This window comes from Paludibaculum fermentans (assembly GCF_015277775.1).
GTDB classification, from domain to species: domain Bacteria; phylum Acidobacteriota; class Terriglobia; order Bryobacterales; family Bryobacteraceae; genus Paludibaculum; species Paludibaculum fermentans.
In genome coordinates, this window is record NZ_CP063849.1 from 5,182,126 (window position 1) to 5,200,785 (window position 18,660).

The 18,660-nt window shown below is 62.3% G+C and carries 15 protein-coding genes; 3 read left to right on the forward strand and 12 right to left on the reverse strand.

The window, feature by feature from the left end; translation table 11 throughout:
* Positions 1–4: 4 nt before the first annotated feature.
* On the forward strand, positions 5–1,114 hold the full coding sequence (locus IRI77_RS20330) for a TIGR03118 family protein (RefSeq protein WP_194446856.1): 1,110 nt from the start codon (positions 5–7) through the stop codon (positions 1,112–1,114).
* A 112-nt stretch (positions 1,115–1,226) separates the two neighbouring features.
* Here the strand turns inward: IRI77_RS20330 and IRI77_RS20335 are convergent, their stop codons facing one another.
* The 5 genes from IRI77_RS20335 to IRI77_RS20355 all read right to left on the reverse strand — a co-directional run bounded on the left by IRI77_RS20335 (position 1,227) and on the right by IRI77_RS20355 (position 9,662).
* On the reverse strand, positions 1,227–2,117 hold the full coding sequence (locus IRI77_RS20335) for a DUF6807 domain-containing protein (RefSeq protein WP_194446857.1): 891 nt from the start codon (positions 2,115–2,117) through the stop codon (positions 1,227–1,229).
* Positions 2,110–3,657 carry a sodium:solute symporter gene (locus IRI77_RS20340; RefSeq protein WP_194446858.1) on the reverse strand — a complete coding sequence of 516 codons (1,548 nt, stop codon included), beginning with the start codon at positions 3,655–3,657 and terminating at the stop codon, positions 2,110–2,112. Before IRI77_RS20340 ends, IRI77_RS20335 begins: the two co-directional genes overlap by 8 nt.
* 117 nt (positions 3,658–3,774) lie before the next feature.
* The gene (locus IRI77_RS20345; protein ID WP_228486227.1) at positions 3,775–5,340 is read right to left on the reverse strand and encodes an MGH1-like glycoside hydrolase domain-containing protein; all 1,566 of its coding nucleotides are present in this window, start codon (positions 5,338–5,340) and stop codon (positions 3,775–3,777) included.
* A gap of 58 nt (positions 5,341–5,398) precedes the next feature.
* The gene (locus tag IRI77_RS20350) at positions 5,399–8,353 is read right to left on the reverse strand and encodes a TonB-dependent receptor (protein ID WP_194446859.1); all 2,955 of its coding nucleotides are present in this window, start codon (positions 8,351–8,353) and stop codon (positions 5,399–5,401) included.
* 40 nt (positions 8,354–8,393) lie between these two features.
* A complete protein-coding gene (locus tag IRI77_RS20355) occupies positions 8,394–9,662 on the reverse strand; it encodes a Gfo/Idh/MocA family protein (RefSeq protein ID WP_194446860.1) in 1,269 nt (422 codons plus the stop codon).
* Between the two features lie 124 nt (positions 9,663–9,786).
* Here IRI77_RS20355 and IRI77_RS20360 point away from each other — a divergent pair, with 124 nt between their 5' ends.
* Positions 9,787–10,608 (forward strand): IclR family transcriptional regulator, encoded by an 822-nt coding sequence (locus IRI77_RS20360; protein ID WP_228486228.1) that lies wholly within the window; start codon positions 9,787–9,789, stop codon positions 10,606–10,608.
* A complete protein-coding gene (locus IRI77_RS20365) occupies positions 10,608–11,474 on the forward strand; it encodes an NAD(P)-dependent oxidoreductase (protein WP_194446862.1) in 867 nt (288 codons plus the stop codon). The genes IRI77_RS20360 and IRI77_RS20365 overlap by 1 nt, the downstream gene beginning before the upstream one ends.
* Positions 11,475–11,524: 50 nt before the next feature.
* Here the strand turns inward: IRI77_RS20365 and IRI77_RS20370 are convergent, their stop codons facing one another.
* The 7 genes from IRI77_RS20370 to IRI77_RS20400 all read right to left on the reverse strand — a co-directional run bounded on the left by IRI77_RS20370 (position 11,525) and on the right by IRI77_RS20400 (position 18,626).
* The gene (locus tag IRI77_RS20370; protein WP_194446863.1) at positions 11,525–11,893 is read right to left on the reverse strand and encodes a response regulator; all 369 of its coding nucleotides are present in this window, start codon (positions 11,891–11,893) and stop codon (positions 11,525–11,527) included.
* Positions 11,894–11,966: 73 nt separating this feature from the next.
* Positions 11,967–13,748 carry a methyl-accepting chemotaxis domain-containing protein gene (locus IRI77_RS20375; RefSeq protein ID WP_194446864.1) on the reverse strand — a complete coding sequence of 594 codons (1,782 nt, stop codon included), beginning with the start codon at positions 13,746–13,748 and terminating at the stop codon, positions 11,967–11,969.
* The gene (locus IRI77_RS20380) at positions 13,733–14,812 is read right to left on the reverse strand and encodes a protein-glutamate methylesterase/protein-glutamine glutaminase (protein WP_194446865.1); all 1,080 of its coding nucleotides are present in this window, start codon (positions 14,810–14,812) and stop codon (positions 13,733–13,735) included. The genes IRI77_RS20375 and IRI77_RS20380 overlap by 16 nt, the downstream gene beginning before the upstream one ends.
* A gap of 1 nt (position 14,813) precedes the next feature.
* Entirely contained in the window at positions 14,814–15,713 is a 900-nt protein-coding gene (locus IRI77_RS20385; protein WP_194446866.1) for a CheR family methyltransferase, read from the reverse strand.
* Between the two features lie 136 nt (positions 15,714–15,849).
* A complete protein-coding gene (locus IRI77_RS20390) occupies positions 15,850–16,233 on the reverse strand; it encodes a response regulator (protein WP_194446867.1) in 384 nt (127 codons plus the stop codon).
* A 30-nt stretch (positions 16,234–16,263) separates the two neighbouring features.
* Positions 16,264–16,755 (reverse strand): chemotaxis protein CheW, encoded by a 492-nt coding sequence (locus IRI77_RS20395; RefSeq protein ID WP_267239318.1) that lies wholly within the window; start codon positions 16,753–16,755, stop codon positions 16,264–16,266.
* Positions 16,756–16,799: 44 nt separating this feature from the next.
* Positions 16,800–18,626 (reverse strand): methyl-accepting chemotaxis protein, encoded by a 1,827-nt coding sequence (locus IRI77_RS20400; protein ID WP_194446869.1) that lies wholly within the window; start codon positions 18,624–18,626, stop codon positions 16,800–16,802.
* Between the last annotated feature and the right edge of the window lie 34 nt (positions 18,627–18,660).

An 18,660-nucleotide genomic window follows, 5' to 3' on the forward strand; every position in this document is an offset into this window, starting at 1 on the left:
TTTAATGTCCACTCGATTGTTGATGATCGCGTTGGTAACCGGGAGCTTGACCGGACCGGCGATGTTGGCCAGTCCGATTGCGGGTTTCCACCAGACAAACCTCGTATCGAACATCCCAGGCATGGCAGTGACCACCGATGCCAACCTGAAGAACCCCTGGGGCATTGCGATGAGCCCGGCGAGCCCCTTCTGGATTTCGGACAATGGCACCGGCCTATCCACGCTATACAACACCGCGGGCACCAAATTGGGCCTCGAGGTCACGATCCCCGGAAACGGCACGCCCACCGGGCAAGTTTTCAATGGGACGCCCGGAGCCTTCAACGGGGATGCGTTTATCTTCGCAACCGAAGATGGGAAGATCGCCGGCTGGCGAGGCGGGCTTGGCACAAATGCGGAAGTTCTGCAGGACTTCTCAGGACAGGGCGCCGAATTCAAAGGGCTGGCCATTGGCACGAACGGCGGTGTGGTGACGCTCTACGCAGCCGACTTTGCGAACGGAAAGATTGATGTCCTCACGGACGGCGGGGGCGTGCCGCCATCCGGAAACTTCACTGACCCGGGCCTCCCGTCGGGCTTCGCACCGTTCAACATCCAGAACCTTGGCGGAGCGCTATATGTGACCTACGCCAAAGTCGGAGTCGGCGGGGATGACGAGGCCGGTCCGGGCAACGGCTTCGTCTCGAAGTTCGACCTCAACGGGAACTTCATTCAACGCGTGATCACGCAAGGCGCCTTGAACTCTCCGTGGGGGCTCGCCATCGCGCCGGCTGGTTTCGGCAGCCTCGGCGGCAAACTGCTGGTGGGCAATTTCGGAGATGGAAAGATCAACGCGTTCGACCTCAACGGCACCCTGGTTGGCACGCTGGCCGACCTGGGAGGCAATCCCCTGGTGAACAGCGGCCTGTGGGGCCTGGCTTTCGGCAACGGGAAACAGGGCGGCAACGCCAACTCGCTCTACCTGACCGCCGGACTGAATGACGAAGCGGACGGCCTGTTCGCGCAGGTGGATTCGGTGCCGGAACCGGCCACTTACTCACTCATCGGAGCCGGGCTGGCGCTGTCCGCCCTTGCCCGGCGCATTCGCCGCACCCGGAGTGCCGCAGGCGCCTAACGCGGATTTCGAGACCGGAGGGGCTCCGTCCAAGCCGTCAAGGTGTCGATGGAGCCTCTTCTGCTTGGCCGCGGCAACTCGGTTTCCGCTGGCCCATCGTGGCTGGGCCGACCTACCGCCGGGCAAACTCGCCGTAGAGTTTCGCAATGTCGGGAGCGCCCTCATAGATGACGGCGCGGTAACGCATCACCAGCTTCTGCCCGGCCGGCAGGGTGTAGCCCCCGTCTGCATTCGGGTCCTTGGTGAAACTCTTCAGCGCGAACGGATTCGCCGCGTTCAGCCCATAGCCGCGCGCATGCCATCTGGTGGGATGACGCAGGTTCGACGGGTGGTCGAACAAAGCCACTCCGGCCTGCCCGCCGTCCACGGAAGCCGAATAGTCCACCCACAACGCAGGTTTGCCCCAGATCGCCTTGGTTCCGGTGAGACCGTTGGAATTGCGCAGTCGCGCGCCTTTGTCCTCACGAAACGACTCGTTCAGGCGGAACGCGAAGCCTCCGTCGTCGCTGTCTCCGAACACGAGCCCGACTCCGCAATCGGCGAGAATCGTGATCACCGCATCAATCGTGCGCAGGTTGCCCTTGTCCGCGAACCGGAACTCCTGGCGCATGGAACCGATAGCCTTCCCGTCCGGCGGCGTCATCGAGAGATCCACCACCACGCTGCCCTTGCCAAGGCGAGGTTGGGCTTTGTTGATCAGGCGGGCCGTCTTGTCCCTGCCCTGCTCGCGCCAGAAATCAGCTCCATTGATGCTGCCGTGGCCGTACCAGAATCCGCGGTGCCAGCCATGATCCTTGCTATCGCCCTCTCGCGGCTCCAAAGGCCACCCTCGCGAAAGCACCTTGCCGGAAACCGTCTTGATGGGATAGAGAAACGGCTTGTCGTAGGCCTCGCCCGAGTAGAAGCTGGCCGCGACCTGCGATCCCACCCGGATGGGCAGTGGAGCTTCTTCGGGGGCCATCAGTGTAGCGGCACAACCGAACAGGAAGTTTCTTCTATGCATGAGAGCCTTTCTCTACCGTTGCCTGCCGCGACGCCAGCCAGTGCCAGACCGTGCCCTGATCGCCCGCTAGTGTTGGCTGCTCCAGAAGGCTGGCGGCCAGGCCGGCAACAAAGAGAATGACGTTGCCCACGGCGCCAATCGTCAGGTCGTCGCCTGGATAGTTGAACGGAGCAAGATTCACCAGGGGAGCCGCGCCTTTTGTCAGCACAGCCCACACGGTGAATACCGAACTGCACACAATGCCCACCCAGGCGCTGCGGCGTGTCGCGCGGCGGCTGAGGAACGCCAGGAAGAATAGCCCCGCCAGGCCGCCGGAGGCGATGGCGGAAACCGCAAACCACATGGACAGCGCACTGCCCTTGGTCTGGACCAGGATGACCGCCGTGACGACGTTCAGGAGCCCCACCACCACCACCAGCAGGCGGGCCACCTTGAGCCGCTGCTTGTCCGTGGCGGCGGGCCGCGCGGCGCGGTAGAAATCTTCCACCAGGACCATGGACAGCGTGTTCAGGTCGCTGGCCAGCATGGTCATGGCGGCGCCGGTCAGCGCGGCCAGCAGCAGGCCCATCACTCCGGGCGGCAAATGCGCGCTGAGGAAATACGGGAACATCTGGTCGGCCTTCTGGATCGTCTTGGGGATCGCCTCTCCGGTCAGCCGGAAGAAGGACCAGACACAGGTGCCGATCAGCATGAAGAACGCCCAGACGGGCACACAGAGCAGCGCGCCCATCGCCACACCCCGCATCGCACCGCGATCGGACTTGGCCAGCAAATAGCGCTGCACCATGGTCTGGTCCGCCACGTAGCGCTGGCCATACCAGAACAGCCCATAGAGGATCGCCACGGGAATCGTGGGCCGCGTGAAGTCGAAATCCGGGCTGCCCAGTGCAAACTTCCCGCTGTGCGCGGCGGCGGCGAAGACGGCTCCGGGTCCGCCTGGAGGCAGGAAGAGAAGATAGCCCAGGGCCACGGCAATGCCCGCCCACATGACGAAACCCTGCACGACGTCGGACCACACCACCGCCTCGATGCCGCCGATGACGGTGTAGAACACCATCACCACGGCTACCGCGAAGATCACCGTGACGATGTCCCACCCCGTCATGCTCGCGATGGTCAAGGCCATCAGGTATAGCACGAAGCCCATCTTGCTGAAGTGCGCCAGGGAGAATGCAATCGCGGCATAGACGCGCGCCGGCCGGCCGAAGCGCCGTTGGAAGTACTCATAGGCGCTCATCCCGACCTCTTCGCGATAGAAGGGGATGATGATCCTGCCGATCACCGGCAGCAGCGCCAGCAGCAGGAACCCGGGCACCAGCAGCGACCAGTCCTTTGCGTAGGAGGACCCGGGGTAAGCCACAAAGGTCACGCTGGACACCATCGTCGCCAGCATGCTCATGCCCATGGCCCACGAGGGCACAGAGCGCTTCGCGACGAAGTAGTTCTCAGTGGAAGTCTGGCGGCGCGAGAACCACACACCCAGCCCGGCCATGAAGGCGAGGTAGGCGGCGACGATGGCCAGGTCGAAGGCGCGCGTCATGGCGCCACCTGAGAACGTCTGCCGCAACCAGCTTCTATATGCATGACATCTTCCCGCTCACTCTCATCTGAAAATACTCAAACCCAGTATGCTCGAAAGCCGGCCGCCGTCCCCGGCTCAATTCAGCCGCCCCGTGGTCCGCCGCAACACCGGCGAGCGGGCAATCGGCTTGCCCCCGGCCATGACGACCAGCCCCTTGCCACGGCCGAACTTGCGGCCCGTACGATCCCACAGGATGGTGAGCGTCGTGTTGTGATAGGGCACGTTATCCAGGCAGAACCAGTCCCAGCGCCCAGCCGGGATCAGCGGATTCACCTCCACGATATTGTCCGCCCGAGGCCGCAAGCCCACCAGTCCGGTAATCACCAGGTCGTTGTAGGACGAATGGTTATAGTGGTCGCCGCGCGCCGTGAACTGTCCTTTCTTAATGGCCAGAGCCCGGGCCCACCACTCGCCGGTCTGCGGATGGAGATTCTCGTCGATGAACGGCACCACCGTCCCATCGGGCCGCCGCAGCGTCTGGCTCCTGGTGTAGATCCCGAAGGTCTTGAAGTAGTCATCTACCGAGATGCCGCTCTGCTCGTAATCGTTCAGGACATTCGCCAGCGCCTTGAGCGTGATGGTGGTGGAGAAAGGCCAGCTCGGACCATTCCACTGGCAGTTGTCACCCACCTCGTGGATGCCGTAGGCGGGGTGCCGCTGCTCGGCGGTAGTCGGCCCGTATGGCGCAAAGAAACCTTCTGGGTCCATCAGTTGCTTCCAGGCAGCCTCGAACCCATGCCGGGGCTCCGGCAGCTCAAACAGCCAGGGGGTAAAGCCGATCTCCTCCCGCACACTGGCCAGTTGATTTGTATCCAGCCGCGCCTTGAAGAACCGGGCATCCTGGTCCCACAGCTGTTGCTCCACCAGTTCGCGCAGGCGGACGGCCTTCGCGTCATACATCAGGGCCAGTTCCTGCTTGTTGGCAAGCCGCGCTATGGCGGCTATGGCCTTCGCGTTGCCGAACATATAGCTGTTGATCGTGGGACGGGCGTTCTTGTTCTTCCGCGACCCGCTGGCCGACTCCTCCATCCCGTCTCGTACGTCGTACTGCCAGAACAGCCCACCGGGCAACTGGCGGTCGCGCTCCCACTGCTGGTAATCGCTCACCAGCGCGTCCAGCAGGGAAGTTACGTACTTCGTGTCCCCGTCGGCCAGCCAGCGTTCATAGGCCGCCCACGCCGTCCAGCCGCTGTACTGGTGGTAGTGGCGCTGCATGCCGCCCTGCTCACCCTTACGCAGCCAGAAATTGAGGTACTCGTCCAGGTAGCGCCGGTCCCGAAGCCAGCGGCCCTCTGCCAGATGGTGGCCCAGGGCGCAACTGATCGTGTTGTGCACCCCCGCGTGCCTGACAGGCCGCAGGAACTCAGTAATCACAAAACCATCCGGCGTCTGTTTGATGTGCTTGCGGAAGGTCCACCAGCGGTAGTACCAGGTCCGCTCGATATCAGGATCCGGACAGGTGAACAGCGGTGTGTTGCGCTGCATCCACTCGGCGGCCTGCGCGTCCGGGATCGCGTTGACCAGATCCTCAGGAAAGGCGCGGTTGAACTCCTGCGCGTAATGAGCGAAGTGCTCGCTACGCAAAACAGTTTGCCCGCTGGCGGCCGAGGCCAGCATCAGGAGTCCAATCAAGCTTCGCATTGTTCGTCGGCCCGGCTCCATCCTATTACGAGCTGGAACCAGGCCGTGTCCCCCATCGCTAGAAGCTGAGCCGTGCATTGAACTGCATCACCCGGGCGCCACGCGTGGAAGTGAAGCGGCCGAAATTGCCCGCTTCAATCGCCGTGGAAATCCCGGAGAAGTTCGTGTGGTTCAGCGAATTGAACATATCGGCCCGCAGTTGCAGCCGCACGCGTTCGCTGAAGTCCAGATTCTTGGCCACGGCCATATCGAGATTCCAGAAGCCGGGCGCGCGCAGCGCGTTACGGCCGATATTGCCGAAGCGCAGCGGCGCATTCGCCAGGCCCACCGGAATCCTCGCGAAAACCGCCTTGTTCAGGAACTGCAGGGTGGCGGACGCATCAGGCATGTAGGCATTCCCTCCGATGTAGTCGGGCCGCGTGCTCTGGTACGACGTGCTCTGTGTGAGGTTGATCGGCGGTCCGGTTTCCGCCGTATAGATGCCCGACAGTTGCCAGCCACCCAGCAGCAGGCGGGCGCCCTTGCCCGTCCGTCCCGTCAGCTTCAGCAGAGGCAGCTCATACAGGTAGTCGATATTGAACCGGTGGCGGATGTCGAACGGGCTGGGGCCATAGTCGCCGCGGATGTTCGTCGAGTCCTGCGGCGGGTTCGGGAACCCGATATTGGCCGCATTGCTGTACGACATCGACCGGGCCCAGCTATACATCCCGCCCATCTGGAATCCGTTCGAGAACCGCTTGCGAACTGTGTTCTGCCAGGCGTTGTAGTTGCTGCTCTCCGAACCGTCGTAGTAGTTGTACTCGGAGTAGCCGTCGTAGGGACGCAGTCCGGTCAGCGGATTCACCTGGTTGATGCGCCGCACGACGTTCGCGTGGATGGCGTGGTTGCCTACATAGGCGGTCTCCACGGAAAAGGTCTTTCCGAGTTCGCGCGAAATGCTCATGGTCCATTGAATGCTGGACGGCTGGGGGAAGCGCTGTCCGATCACCGTGCCCGAGATCGGCCCGGCTCCTTTCACCAGCGGCAGTACCGTCGCGTTCGTAGTCGGGTAGGAGATCCCGAAACGTCCGGCTTCGACCGCGCTGAACACCACGCGATTCGGCTCGTCGATCGCATTCTGGATCAGCTCCACCGGCCCGCCGAACTGGTTGTGCGCGCTGGTGAAGATGCCGCTGCCGGCGCGGATGACCGTCTTCGGCGTCACGGTCCACGCAAATCCGGCTCTCGGCGAATAGTCGAACTTGCTGCCGCTGTAGATGCTGTCGGGACTGGTGTAGGGACCGATGCCGAACGGGCCGGTGCGATTGAAGATGCGGCCGGAATCCTCAGTCGGCACGGAAAACCAGTCCGCGCGCAAGCCCAGGTTCACCATGAAGTTCCGGCTGACCCGAAAGTCGTCCTGAATGAAGAAGCCGGTGATCCAGTTGCGCAGCGTGTAGGGCCGGACTCCAAAACTGATCGTCACCTGGCTGGGTTTGTTGGCCAGCAGATCGTTGGCGTTGGCGAACTGGAACTCGGGTACCGTCTCATTGTTGCGGCCCGATTCGTACATCTGGAACAGGCCGCCGAACTTGATCGAGTGCCGGCCGCGGGTCAATGCCACGATCTGGTCAAAGCTGTAGTTGATTCCCAGGTTCTCCATCAGCTCGCCGGAGTTGGAGAAGCCCAGCGAACCCGTGATGGCGCTCACCCCAAGGGTGAAGATACTGTCGAGCCGGGCTCGCTCAAACCGGTTGTAGCCGACGCGCGTCTCGGCGCTGTAACCGGCGCTCGAATGAATGTAGCTGACTACACCCTTGTGCGTTGTGACATCGAAGGTGCGCGTGTTCTGTGGAGAGACGCGCGGCGTCAGTTGGAACGGCGTGTCATAGGTGTAGCGAATCGAAAGCATGTCGCGATCGGTCGCCATGTAGTCGCCGCGCACGCTGTAGTGGTTGCTGTTTTCCACGCCCGACGCCGCGCTCTGGTAGAACCCGGTCACGGCGCCCGGCGCGTAGCCGGAGTTCGGCAGCGGGAACGTATCGAAGAAGGTCTTCATGGCGGGATTGGCCGCGGTGGCCAGCGCTCGGAACTCACCAGTCGGCACATTGCCGCTGACAGCCGTGAAGGCCCGCGACCTGTAACCTTCAAAGACACCAAAGTAGAAGAGTTTGTTCTTGATCACCGGTCCGCCGATGGATCCGCCGAATTGGTTGAACGTCACCGGCGGACGGGTCGTCAGGAACTGGTTGCGGGCCGCGACATCTTCGATGCGATTGTTCTCGAACAACGAGCCGTGCATGTCGTTTGTGCCGCTCTTCGTAATCACATTCACGTTGCCCGACATCGTAGGACCGGTTTCGGCCGGTGCGATGCCGCTGGTTACCGTGACTTCACGCACCGCTTCCAGGCTCACTGCCTTAATGTAGCCAAGCGACGTAAGTGTCTCCGATTCGCCACTGCCGCTCGCGTTCGCGCCATCCACCGTGAACCGGAAGCCGTCCTGCGGCAGGCCGTTCATGGAGACCGCATTATTGCTCACGGTCATGCCCGCGCCCAGGTTGAGCAGCGAACTCCAATCCCGATTCGCGGTCGGCAACTCCTTCACGCGAGCCAGATTCAGATTCAGGGATTGCTCGGCGTTGGCGGTATTGATCAGGGGTGTCTCAGCGCTCACCGTCACGGTCTCCGTCACCTCGCCCAGCGCCATGGCGTACTTCAGCCGCAGCTCCTGTCCGCCCGAGAGTTCGATGCCCGTATTGCGGGACTCCTTGAAGCCAGCACCCTTCGTGGTGATCGTGTAGAGGCCGGCCGGGAGAAATGTAAAGGTGTACTCGCCGTGCGCGTTCGTGACGGCATTCCAGCTTCCTCCGGTCTGCAGGTTGGCCGCATTGACGGCAGCCTGTGGGATGGCTGAGCCGCTCGGATCCGTGACGGTCCCGTAAATCGTGGCTGTGTTTACCTGGGCGAGGCAGAGGGCTGAAAAGAACAGCGCCGCGGCCCAGACCCGGGGCCAATGTCTGACTTGAGACATGGTTTACTTCCTCCTCAATTTCAGTTCGTTCGGCTGCGCCTCACACTCCGCGAGGCTTTGACCAGTGGTCCCGGTAGGTACGCTGGGCGAGCTTGGCGGCCTCAGCGTCCCCCGTGACTGCGTCTGTGTTCGCGTCGTAATGAATCGTGCGTCCTGTCCGAGCCACGATGTTGGCCAGGTGACAATGCACCACCGAGCGGAATCCAATCTCGATCTCCGCGTTCGGCGCCTTCCTCGACTTCACACAGTCCACGAAGTTCCTGACATGCGCCTCATCTTCGCCCGCGCCCTGCTCGTGCTTGACCAGCTTGCCCTTGTCGTCAAAGACCTTATAGCCCCACTGCCGGTCCCACTTGCCGATCTGCACCATGCCGTTGCCGCCGTACACCGCCACGCCGTTCTCCACCCCCTCCAGGCCGTACGGATTCCAAATGCGCAGCTCGAACATCAGCATCTTGCCCGGGTAGCGGAATGTGGCGTTGATCGTGTCCGGAGTCTGTTGATCGTCCTCGAAGTACAACTTCGCGCCGGTGCCGGCAGCCTCGGTGGGCAGCTCAACACCCAGCGCCCAGCGCGCCATGTCAATCTGGTGCGCCCCGTCATTGCCCGCGTCGCCGGTGCCGAAGTTCCAATGCCAGTGCCAGTTGTAGTGGAAGCGGTTCTCATTGAAGGGCATGAACTGCGCCGGCCCTACCCAGGTGTCGTAATCCACCTCCGCCGGTACCGGGCTGTCGGCTTTGTGCCCGATGTCGTTGCGCCGCTGCACATCCCACGCCTTCGCCATCACCACCTTGCCGATGTTGCCGCCGTGGATATAGTCGATTGCGGCCCGCGTGATCTCGCGGCTGCGAGACTGCGTGCCATGCTGCACAATCCGCTTGTTCCGGCGCGTGGCCTCCACAATCAGCCGCCCCTCGCGAATGTTGTGCGAGCACGGCTTCTCCAGGTAGACATCCTTCCCGGCGTCGCAGGCCATGATGGCCGCCGGCGCGTGCCAGTGATCCGGAGTCGCGATCACAACCGCATCAATCGACTTGTCGTCGAAGACGCGCCGCATGTCTCGGATGACCTTTGGCGGCTTCCGGCCCGCCTTCTCCAGCAGCGCCGCGGCAGCGGGCACCACCCGGTCGTCCACATCCACCAGGTACTCCACATTCGCGTCCGCCAACTTCGCAAACCCGCCCGTTAAGGCCCGGCCGCGGCCGCGCACTCCGATCACCGCTACGTTGACCCGGTCACTGGCAGCCGGCGCCAACCGGATCGCGCCGAGCCCCGCCGCCATGGTGGGCAGGAAATATCGCCTGTTCATTTTGAGTCCTTTCGGAATGCGAAATAATATTCGGATTTGTGTTGAAGTTGACGTTATCATGCTATGAAAACCGCGTCAATACAGGTGTACAAAGTTTGCCGGTTGGGTTAGCATGATGTTTTCGATGAAAGTTTCGGATACCGAGTCTTCCAAAAGCATGGTGATGTCGCTGGCCAAGGGCTTCCGGGTCCTGGAGGTCTTCGACGCCCGCGAGCCCGAGCTCACGCTCTCGCAGATCGCTGCCCGGGCCGAGCTCGATCCCGGCACGACTTACCGCCTGGCGAAGACCCTCGTCATGCTCGGCTACCTGTTGCCCGCCGAGGGCAAACGCTACCGCCTTGGGCTCAAGGTGCTGGATCTGGGCTTCAACGCCTTCGGACAGATGGACCTCAACACCATCGCGCGGCCGATCTTACGCTCGTTGATGGGGCCCATCAATGAGGCGGCCAGCATCGCCGTCCTGGATGGCCCCGAACTCGTGTACGTGGAACGGCTCCAGATGCCGCTCGGCCGCCTGGGCATCTCCCAGCGTGTCGGCGCCAGGGTACCCGCCTTCTGCACGGCCATCGGTCACGCCATTCTCGCCCATCTGCCGCTGGAAGAGCGGCTGCAGATACTCAACGCCAGGCCGCGGACGAAGATGACTCCGAATACGCCCGTGACAATCCCGGAGATCGAATCGCGCCTTCAGAAGGTGCGCGAGCTCGGCTACGCGGTGTCAGATCAGGATACGGTGATTGGAGTGCGTGTGATCGCAGCGCCAATCTTCGATCCGGACGACCGCCCGTGGGCGGCCATCAGCGCCGCCGCGCCCTGGATGGCCTGCTCTCTCCAGGAGTTCGTGGAACATACGGCTCCGGCCGTCGTCAGCGCGGCCAAGCAGTTGACGAAGGTCTCGCGCATCTCGGGTTCGACCGGATTTGCGCCGGGACGGCGGGGGGCCTGATGAATCGAGTGGGCATCATTGGCATCGGCCTGGTGGGCACCGCCGTGGCGGAACGCCTGCTGGCATCCGGCTACACAGTGACCGGCTATGACGTGCGCGCCGAGCAAGTGGAAGCGCTCCGCCAGTTGGGCGGGGCACCCGCGTGTTGCGCCGCGGCCGTCGTCGCGGAGTGCGAGCGCATCATCCTGAGCCTGCCCACTTCAGCCATCGTCAGCGCGGTTCTGGAAGAGATCAAGCCCAAGCTAAAGCCAGGCTCGATTCTCATCGACACGACGACGGGCGATCCGGAAGACGCGGTCGGGTTTGCTTCCATGCTCAGCCCGCTGGGCGTCGACTACGTGGACTCCACGGTAGGCGGCTCCAGCCGCCAGGTGAAAACGCGCGAGGCAATCTTCCTCTGCGGCGGCTCCGATACAGCCTTCGCCCGCTGCCACGACCTCTTCGAACAATTCTGCAAACAGGCCTTCCATGTCGGTCCCGCGGGCAGTGGTGCGCGCATCAAACTTGTGATGAATCTGGTCTTGGGCCTGAATCGCGCCGTACTCGCGGAAGGCTTGGAGTTCGCGCGCACTTCGGGCATCGACCCCTATGTCGCACTCGAGATCCTGAAAGCCGGCCCGGCCTACTCACGCGCGATGGATACCAAGGGCCCCCGGATGCTGAATGAGGAATTCGAGCCCGAAGCCAGGCTCTCCCAGCACCTGAAGGACGTACGACTCATCCTCGCTTCGGGCGAACGCCAGGGTGCGCGGCTGCCTCTTTCAGAGGTCCACCTCCAATTACTGGAAGCAGCTGAAAACGCGGGCTTCGGCGCCATGGACAACAGCGCCGTCATCAAGGCCTTCCAGAATCAAACACCTAAGTGATGACTTCAGTCGGCGGGGTGTGACTGCCCGCCCCATCCGGTGCGGAACCTCTATCCCAATACCTTTTGAATCACGGCGAGCAACTGCTCCGGACGGAACGGTTTCACGATCCAGGCCGTAGCCCCGGCGGTGCGCGCCGCCTGCTTCTTCTCCACATCCGACTCGGTCGTGAGCACCACGATCGGAACGTACTTGAAGGCGGCATGCGCTCTCAAATGCCGGATCAGCCCAATGCCATCGAGATTCGGCATATTCAAGTCGGTCAGCACCATTCCGAGCGGCATCGGACTGGCGAGTTTGGACAACGCATCCTGCCCATCGCGCGCCTCGATTACTTCGTAGCCCGCGGAAACCAGCGTGAACGAAACCATCTGCCTGACAGTGCTGGAATCATCCACAGCTAGAATCTTCTTATTCATTACCACCCCTCACTCGTTCGCCGAATCTCAGAATCATCGCCACTCTCATGGTCTTGCGCGCCCGGCCTGCCCATTAGAAGAACTCGATATCGTTTTCCGGCCCCGCTTCTGCGGCCGCCGGCGCGAGGGAATCCTCACTCGGCGCCTGTAATCCCGTCATGGCGGAATGGATCGATCGTTCTGACCGCATGGTGTATTGCCCCTGCCCCATTGCCAGGCTCTCAGGACTGGCCTCGGGTGCCTCCGCCGCGGCATCTCGCAGGGCATTGCTGGCCCGGAGCAGAACCTCGACAGCCGCGTCCTGCGTGCCGAACTCCTGCACGCTGGTGCCCAGGCGCTGCTTCAATCCCTCGATCAGTTCAATCGACCGCCGGTAGCCGCACCCGGCCAGCGCTTGTGCTTCCTCCAACGCTGCCCCGTCCTGGCGCAGTCCGGCGATCTCCGCCTCAGTTTGACCAAATGAGTCAGAGGTCGATTCCAGTAAGTTGGCCTCCGCGCGGATCCCGTTCAGCAGGCTCTCCGTCCTCTCCGATGCCTGCTCCGCCTGCCGCGCCAGCTCCTGGATCGCATTGGCGACAATCTCCATCGAAGCGCCGGCTTTGCCAAGCCGAGCCGCCTGGATAGTCGCATTCAAGCCGATCCGCTGCATCATCACCCCCACCGCCCGCACTCCGGTGATGGCTTCCTCAATCTCGCGGAGGCTCTGCCGGACCGTCCATGACGTCGACACCAGCCGGTGCTCCGCTTCGCTGTTCCTGCCCAACAGGTTCAGCGTGGAGGCCAGGCTCGCCCGGACGCCCTCAAAAAACGCCGGCTCGCTGCCTTCCGATGCACCCAAGAGACGGGTGGCCTCAATCGCCACCTCACCCATGTTCCCCTCGATGCGAATCAGAGACTCTCTGATCCTGTGTACGGAGGATTCAAAGACGGTTCGCGCATTGTCCAGTTGCGCGGCCTGCAGGTGGGCGATTGCCGGCAGCAGGTTCGGGCCCCCAGCCTCGCCGCCTGCCGCCTGCAGCGCCTGTTGTACATGTTCAATCTGCTGCCGGACAATGTCCTGGGATTGCAGGGCCATCACGAGATCGCCCACCGACGTCGAGATACCCTCGAACTGCTGAGACAGGTGAGCGTTCGCATTGGCCACCGCACTTCGTTGCTCGCGAATCTTCCGAAGCCCGGCACTTGTCTGCTCCATCAGTGGAGCCAGATTCGCCTGCCTCTGTGTCGCTACTGTGCCTGCCTCCGCCGCCGCGGCGGAGACCGTCTGAAGCAACGCCGCGACAGACACCGCGCTGGTGCTCACCTGGTCGCGGATCTGCTGTGACAACTCCAGCACCGAGACGGCCAATCCGGCAAAATTCCCCTCCTCGTCGGCGAACCGGGCACTCTCCACCCGTGTCATGACCGCCAGAACATCAAAAGTGTGCAGAATCGGGCCGAACGCCTCGATGGCGGAGCCTAGCGCCTTCACATCGTGGCGCAGGCCGTTGACGCAGTCTTTGATCTGCCCCCCTCCGCCATCCCCCTGCGCATCCAGGAGTACGCCCTCCAGCGACGCGATCGAGGCGTCGTGGTTCGAAAGCTGGCCGGACAGCTCAGACATGTGCCTGGCTACCGCCCGCGCCATCGACTGAATCTCCATCAGGCGCCCGCCCACGGGCAGAAACACTTCCTCCGCCGACAGGTTGAACCCGGAGAGATCCGAAGTCACCCGCCGAAGCAAGGCCGCTTCTTCAGCCGTCAGCCCGCTCACCCGGCGGCTGCTTACCGCACGCCCCAGCTTCTTCCACAGGCGGAGACAGAATTCGCTACCCAGCGCGCGCCTGGCGGCTGTCGCGCCTACTGTGCGTGACATAAGCGCACCACTTCGCGGGCGATCTCGCCGAGCGGCAGCACCCGGTCGACACCGCCAGCCTTAATCGCCTCGGCCGGCATGCCGAACACCACGGACGTCGCCTCATTCTGTGCAATGTTGAAGCTGCCGGCCTGCTTCATTTCCAACATGCCCCTGGCTCCGTCATCGCCCATGCCGGTCATGATTACGCCAATCACGTTTCGTCCCCCATATCGGGCCGCCGAACGGAACAGTACATCCACTGACGGCCTGTGGCGGCTGACCAAAGGTCCGTCCCTTAGCTCCACGAAGTAACGGGCGCCGCTGCGCTTCAGCAGCAGATGCCGGTTGCCTGGCGCGATCAGAACCTGGCCGCGGAGCACCGAATCGTTCTCCGCCGCCTCCTTCACCGCCACGCGGCAACTATGATCCAACCTCTGCGCAAACCGGGCGGTAAACGCCTCCGGCATGTGCTGCACGATGACGACGCCCGGCGCGTCCAAAGGCAATGCCTCCAGAAACTCACGGAGTGCCTCGGTCCCTCCGGTCGAGGCGCCCACTACCACTACCGTCTCAGTGGTCTGAATCAGGGCGCGGGACGCCGGAGCGGCAATCACGGCATCCGCCGTCAGCTTCGGCTTCACGCTATCGATGCTCACCCGCGGCCGCTGCAGCCTTGCACGCGCAGCCGACTTAACCACGTCGCAAATGCGGACTCTCGACTCTTCCATGAACTCCTTTGCCCCTAACTTCGGCTTGGCAATGATGTCCACGGCGCCCTTCTCCAGGGCCGCGAGAGCTGTGTCCGACCCATGCCCAGTCAGCGTCGAACAGACCACAACCGGGATCGGATGCTGACTCATGATCCGGTCGAGGAATGTCAGCCCGTCCATGCGCGGCATCTCGATATCCAGGGTCATGACGTCGGGGATCTCCTGCTTGATTCGCTCCACCGCGACATATGGATCCTGCGCCACGCCAATCACCTCGATCTGTGGATCGGACTCCAGGACTTCCCTCAAAACCTGCCGCACCGAGGCGGAATCGTCGACGATCAACACCCTCACCCTGCCCGGAGTCTTCATATCAGTCCTTCCCCTGCACCAGTGCGCCCTCCCGCCTCTGATAAATCGCCGTTCCGATCGACCTCAGGGGCACATCTAGAGCTGACAGTGATTCCGAATGGCTCGCGAAAAAATACCCGCCCGGATTCAGGTTGCGGCAGATCCTGTTCACCACCTCCTCCTGAGTCTTCAGGTCGAAGTAGATCAGAACATTCCGGAAGAACACGACATCGAACATGTCTTTGATCCGGTAATCCGCCTCCATGAAGTTCAGCTGGTGAAAGCTGACCTTCTTGCGCAGGCCAGGGATGATTCTCACCCGCTCCTCCGCCCGGTTGCGGCTCTTCAGCAGATACTTCCCGCGCATCTCCTTCGGGACGGGCTCAATGAGAGATTCCGCGTAAATCCCGCTTTGGGCATGCCGGAGAACCTTCGTGGAGATATCGGTACCGAGCACTGCGAAGTCGAAACCGGTGTTGACGCTGGCGTACTCTGCCAGCACCATCGCAATCGTGTAGGGCTCCTCGCCGGAAGAGCATCCCGCCGACCAGACCTTCAGCCGCGAGTCAATCCGGCTGCTGCTTCGCATCAGGGTGGGGATCGCGATATTCCGCAGAAATTCGAAGTGCCCGGCTTCTCGAAAGAAGTCCGTCTTATTCGTCGTCATGGCGTTGATCAGGTGCTCCCGCTCACTGCCGTGGGAAGCGGCGAAGAAGTACTCCTCATACTCATTGAGCGAGCGCATCTTGAGCTCTCGCACCCGGCGCATCAAACGGCTCTGCACCAACGGCATCTTCGATTCCGGCATCTTGATGCCAAGCTGGCAGGTGATGTAATTTGCAAACCGCGCAAATCCCTCCCGGGAGAGTTCGATCAGGCCATCCGGGACGTCTCCATTCACTCCAATATCAGCCCGCCTCATGCCATCCTTCCCCTTTCCAGCCGCTGCGCTGCCGCGCCGGACAGGCGCCAACGCCTCGCACCACCCGAATCCAGCTCATTCGCCAGATTCGCAACTGACGCCGAAATCGTGAGCCTCACCCGGAACGGCCGGCACCTCAACTCGACTGCCCTTGAGGGCTGCCCTGTATCGCCGCGCCGACCGCCGCCAATAGCTGCTCCTTCGAAAAGGGCTTTCTCAGCGTCTGGCAAGCCCCCATGAGCCGGGCAACCTTCAACATGTCTCGCGCACCGCCCATCCCGCTCATCGCCACGATGGGAACCTCCGGCCATTTGGCCCGCCGCGCGCGGATCACCTCCAGTCCGTCGCCGTCCGGCATGTAGATGTCCGTAACGATTAGATCTACGGTCTCCGACTGGAGCGTCAGTGCGGCGTCCGTCCACCTTGAGAACACACCCACCTCGAGTCCCGCGGATTCGAGCATGTCCCGAACCGACTCGAGAACCGACAGGGAGTCGTCAATTATCATGATTTTCGGCATTGTTATTTCCATCCCGCGGTCGGTCACGGCTCAACTCGGGGCGCCCTCCAGGCTCATCGGGCGGTCTTCCCACGACGGCTCCGGATCACCCGGCGAAGTGAGTTGCTCGCAGGAGAAAACGGCATTGACGTCCAATATGATGATGAAGTCTTCACCACGCTTCCCCATGCCCCGGATGAACTCGCTCCGCCACTGCATCGCAATTCTGGGCGCCGGAACTGTGTTGCTGCCATCCAGTTCGATGACTTCGTGGACACTGTCCGCGATCCCCCCCAGCACGGCAGGCTGCCCGGCCAGTTCCAGCTCCATCACAATGATCCTGGTGTGCACGGTGTCGGCTTGCGGGGGCAGTCCGAATCGCAACCGCATATCCACCACGGGAGTCGCTTGCCCGCGGACATTGACGACTCCGCGCATATAGGCCGGAGCCGTAGGCACCTTGGTAACCTGGCAAACCTCCAGCACCTCACGCACTTGGGCTACATCGATCGCAAACAGCTCGTTCCCGAGCTTGAAGGTCATGTATTGACAGCTCTCGGCCTGCATGGCTTCCTTCCTGATTGCGGCTACTCTTGATACCGGGAGAACTCGCCATCCCGTGCGTCCGCGTTGCCGGCATTGTCGTCGAGGTCGATACTCGCTCCACTTCCCAGCACCTGATGCATCTGCGCCAATCCGGCCGTAGTCGGCCTGGCCGCCGCCGGCCTGCTGCCGGATATCGCGGTGCGCTGTCCGCGGCCCTGGTGCCTGTGCGAGGTCCTGAAGAGTTGCTCGTCCCCAGTCTTGAAAAACCCAATGCTGGCCTGCAGCACTTCCGATTGACTTGACAGCTCTTCGGCCGTGGATGCCATCTCTTCCGAAGCCGCTGCATTCTGCTGGATCACCTGATCCAGTTGCTGCATGGCCTTGTTCACCTGATTGGCCCCCACGCTCTGCTCCAGGCTCGCCGCCGCGATCTCTCGAACCAACTCCGCCGTCTTCTGGATGTCCGGAACCAGCCGGCTTAACAGTTGCCCCGCCCCTTCAGCCACCCGTACCCCCTCCACGGTCAACCGGCTGATCTCGGCCGCGGCTGTCTGGCTGCGCTCGGCCAGCTTGCGGACCTCCGAGGCCACCACGGCAAATCCCTTGCCGTGCTCACCCGCCCTCGCCGCCTCCACCGCCGCGTTCAATGCCAGCAGATCCGTCTTGCGGGCGATCTCTTCGATAATGTTGATCTTCTCCGCAATCTGCTTCATCGCTCCGGCAGTCTGCACAACGGCATCCCCGCTCGCCCGCGCATCCTCAGAAGCCTTCGAAGCGATCTTGTCCGTTTGCCGGGCATTGTCGGCGTTCTGCTGCACGCTGGAAGCCATCTCCTCCATCGACGAGGTACTCTCCTCCGCGGCCGCCGCCTGCTCCGTGGCGCCTTGTGCCAGTTGCTGGGCAGTCGAACTCATCTCCTCGCTGCCGGTTGCGACATTGCCCGCCGCGGTCGCCACGTTCGACACGGTTTTTCGCAGGTTCGTCAGCATTCGGACGAGCGCGTGCCCCAACTTGTCCCGCTCTGAGCGGGCATTGGCATGCACCGTCAGATCACCTTCCGAGATACTGGCCGCCACTTGAGCTGCTGCGTTCAGGTTGTCCACCATTCCGTTCAGGGCCATCAGCATCTGCCCGAATTCGTCGGTCGACCTCACCTCCGCTTTGTTCGACAGGTCACCTTCGGACACCTGGTTCACCAGCTTGACCGCCGCAGCCAGGGGCTTTGTGAGACTGCCCGCCACCAGGATCGAGATCAGCAGGGCCATCGATAATGCAATGACCAACCCCACAATGATTCCCATGCGGGCACGGCTCACGGCACCTTCCACACCCTGTGAGGCGCGATCCGCACGCGCCTTGTTGTAATTCACGAGGTTCGTACTTGCCTCCAGGTAACGCAGAAACAGAGGTCTCTGCCGGATCGCCAACTCCAGCGCCTGCTTCACCGCTTCCGGGGTCCTCTGTTTGCTCATTGCGAAAATCCGGTCCGCTGCACCGTTGTAATCGGCCCGCGCCGCCTTCAGGCGGTCAAACAGCTCTCGATCCTTGTCATCCGACAGTGATTTCTCATAGGTCGCGTACATCGTCGTGATTCGTGTGCGCAGATCGTGCACTTCCGTATCCAGGCGCTCCATCTCCTCCCGGCTGCTGCTGATGATGTGCTGCAGCTCAAGACTGTAGGCGGCCTGCGTGTTCGCTTGAATCTGTCCGATGACATAGACTCCGGGCAAGGCCGCCTGCGTCACAAGCGCGGAGTCCTGGTTAATCCGCTCCACCTGGCTGTATGCGAACACTCCGAGCACGAGGGCAATCGCGATGACGATTCCGAATCCTGCTGAGATTCGCGTCCCGATCTTCCAGTTATTCATTTCCTTCTCCGTTTCTCTTACTCACCCCGTGACA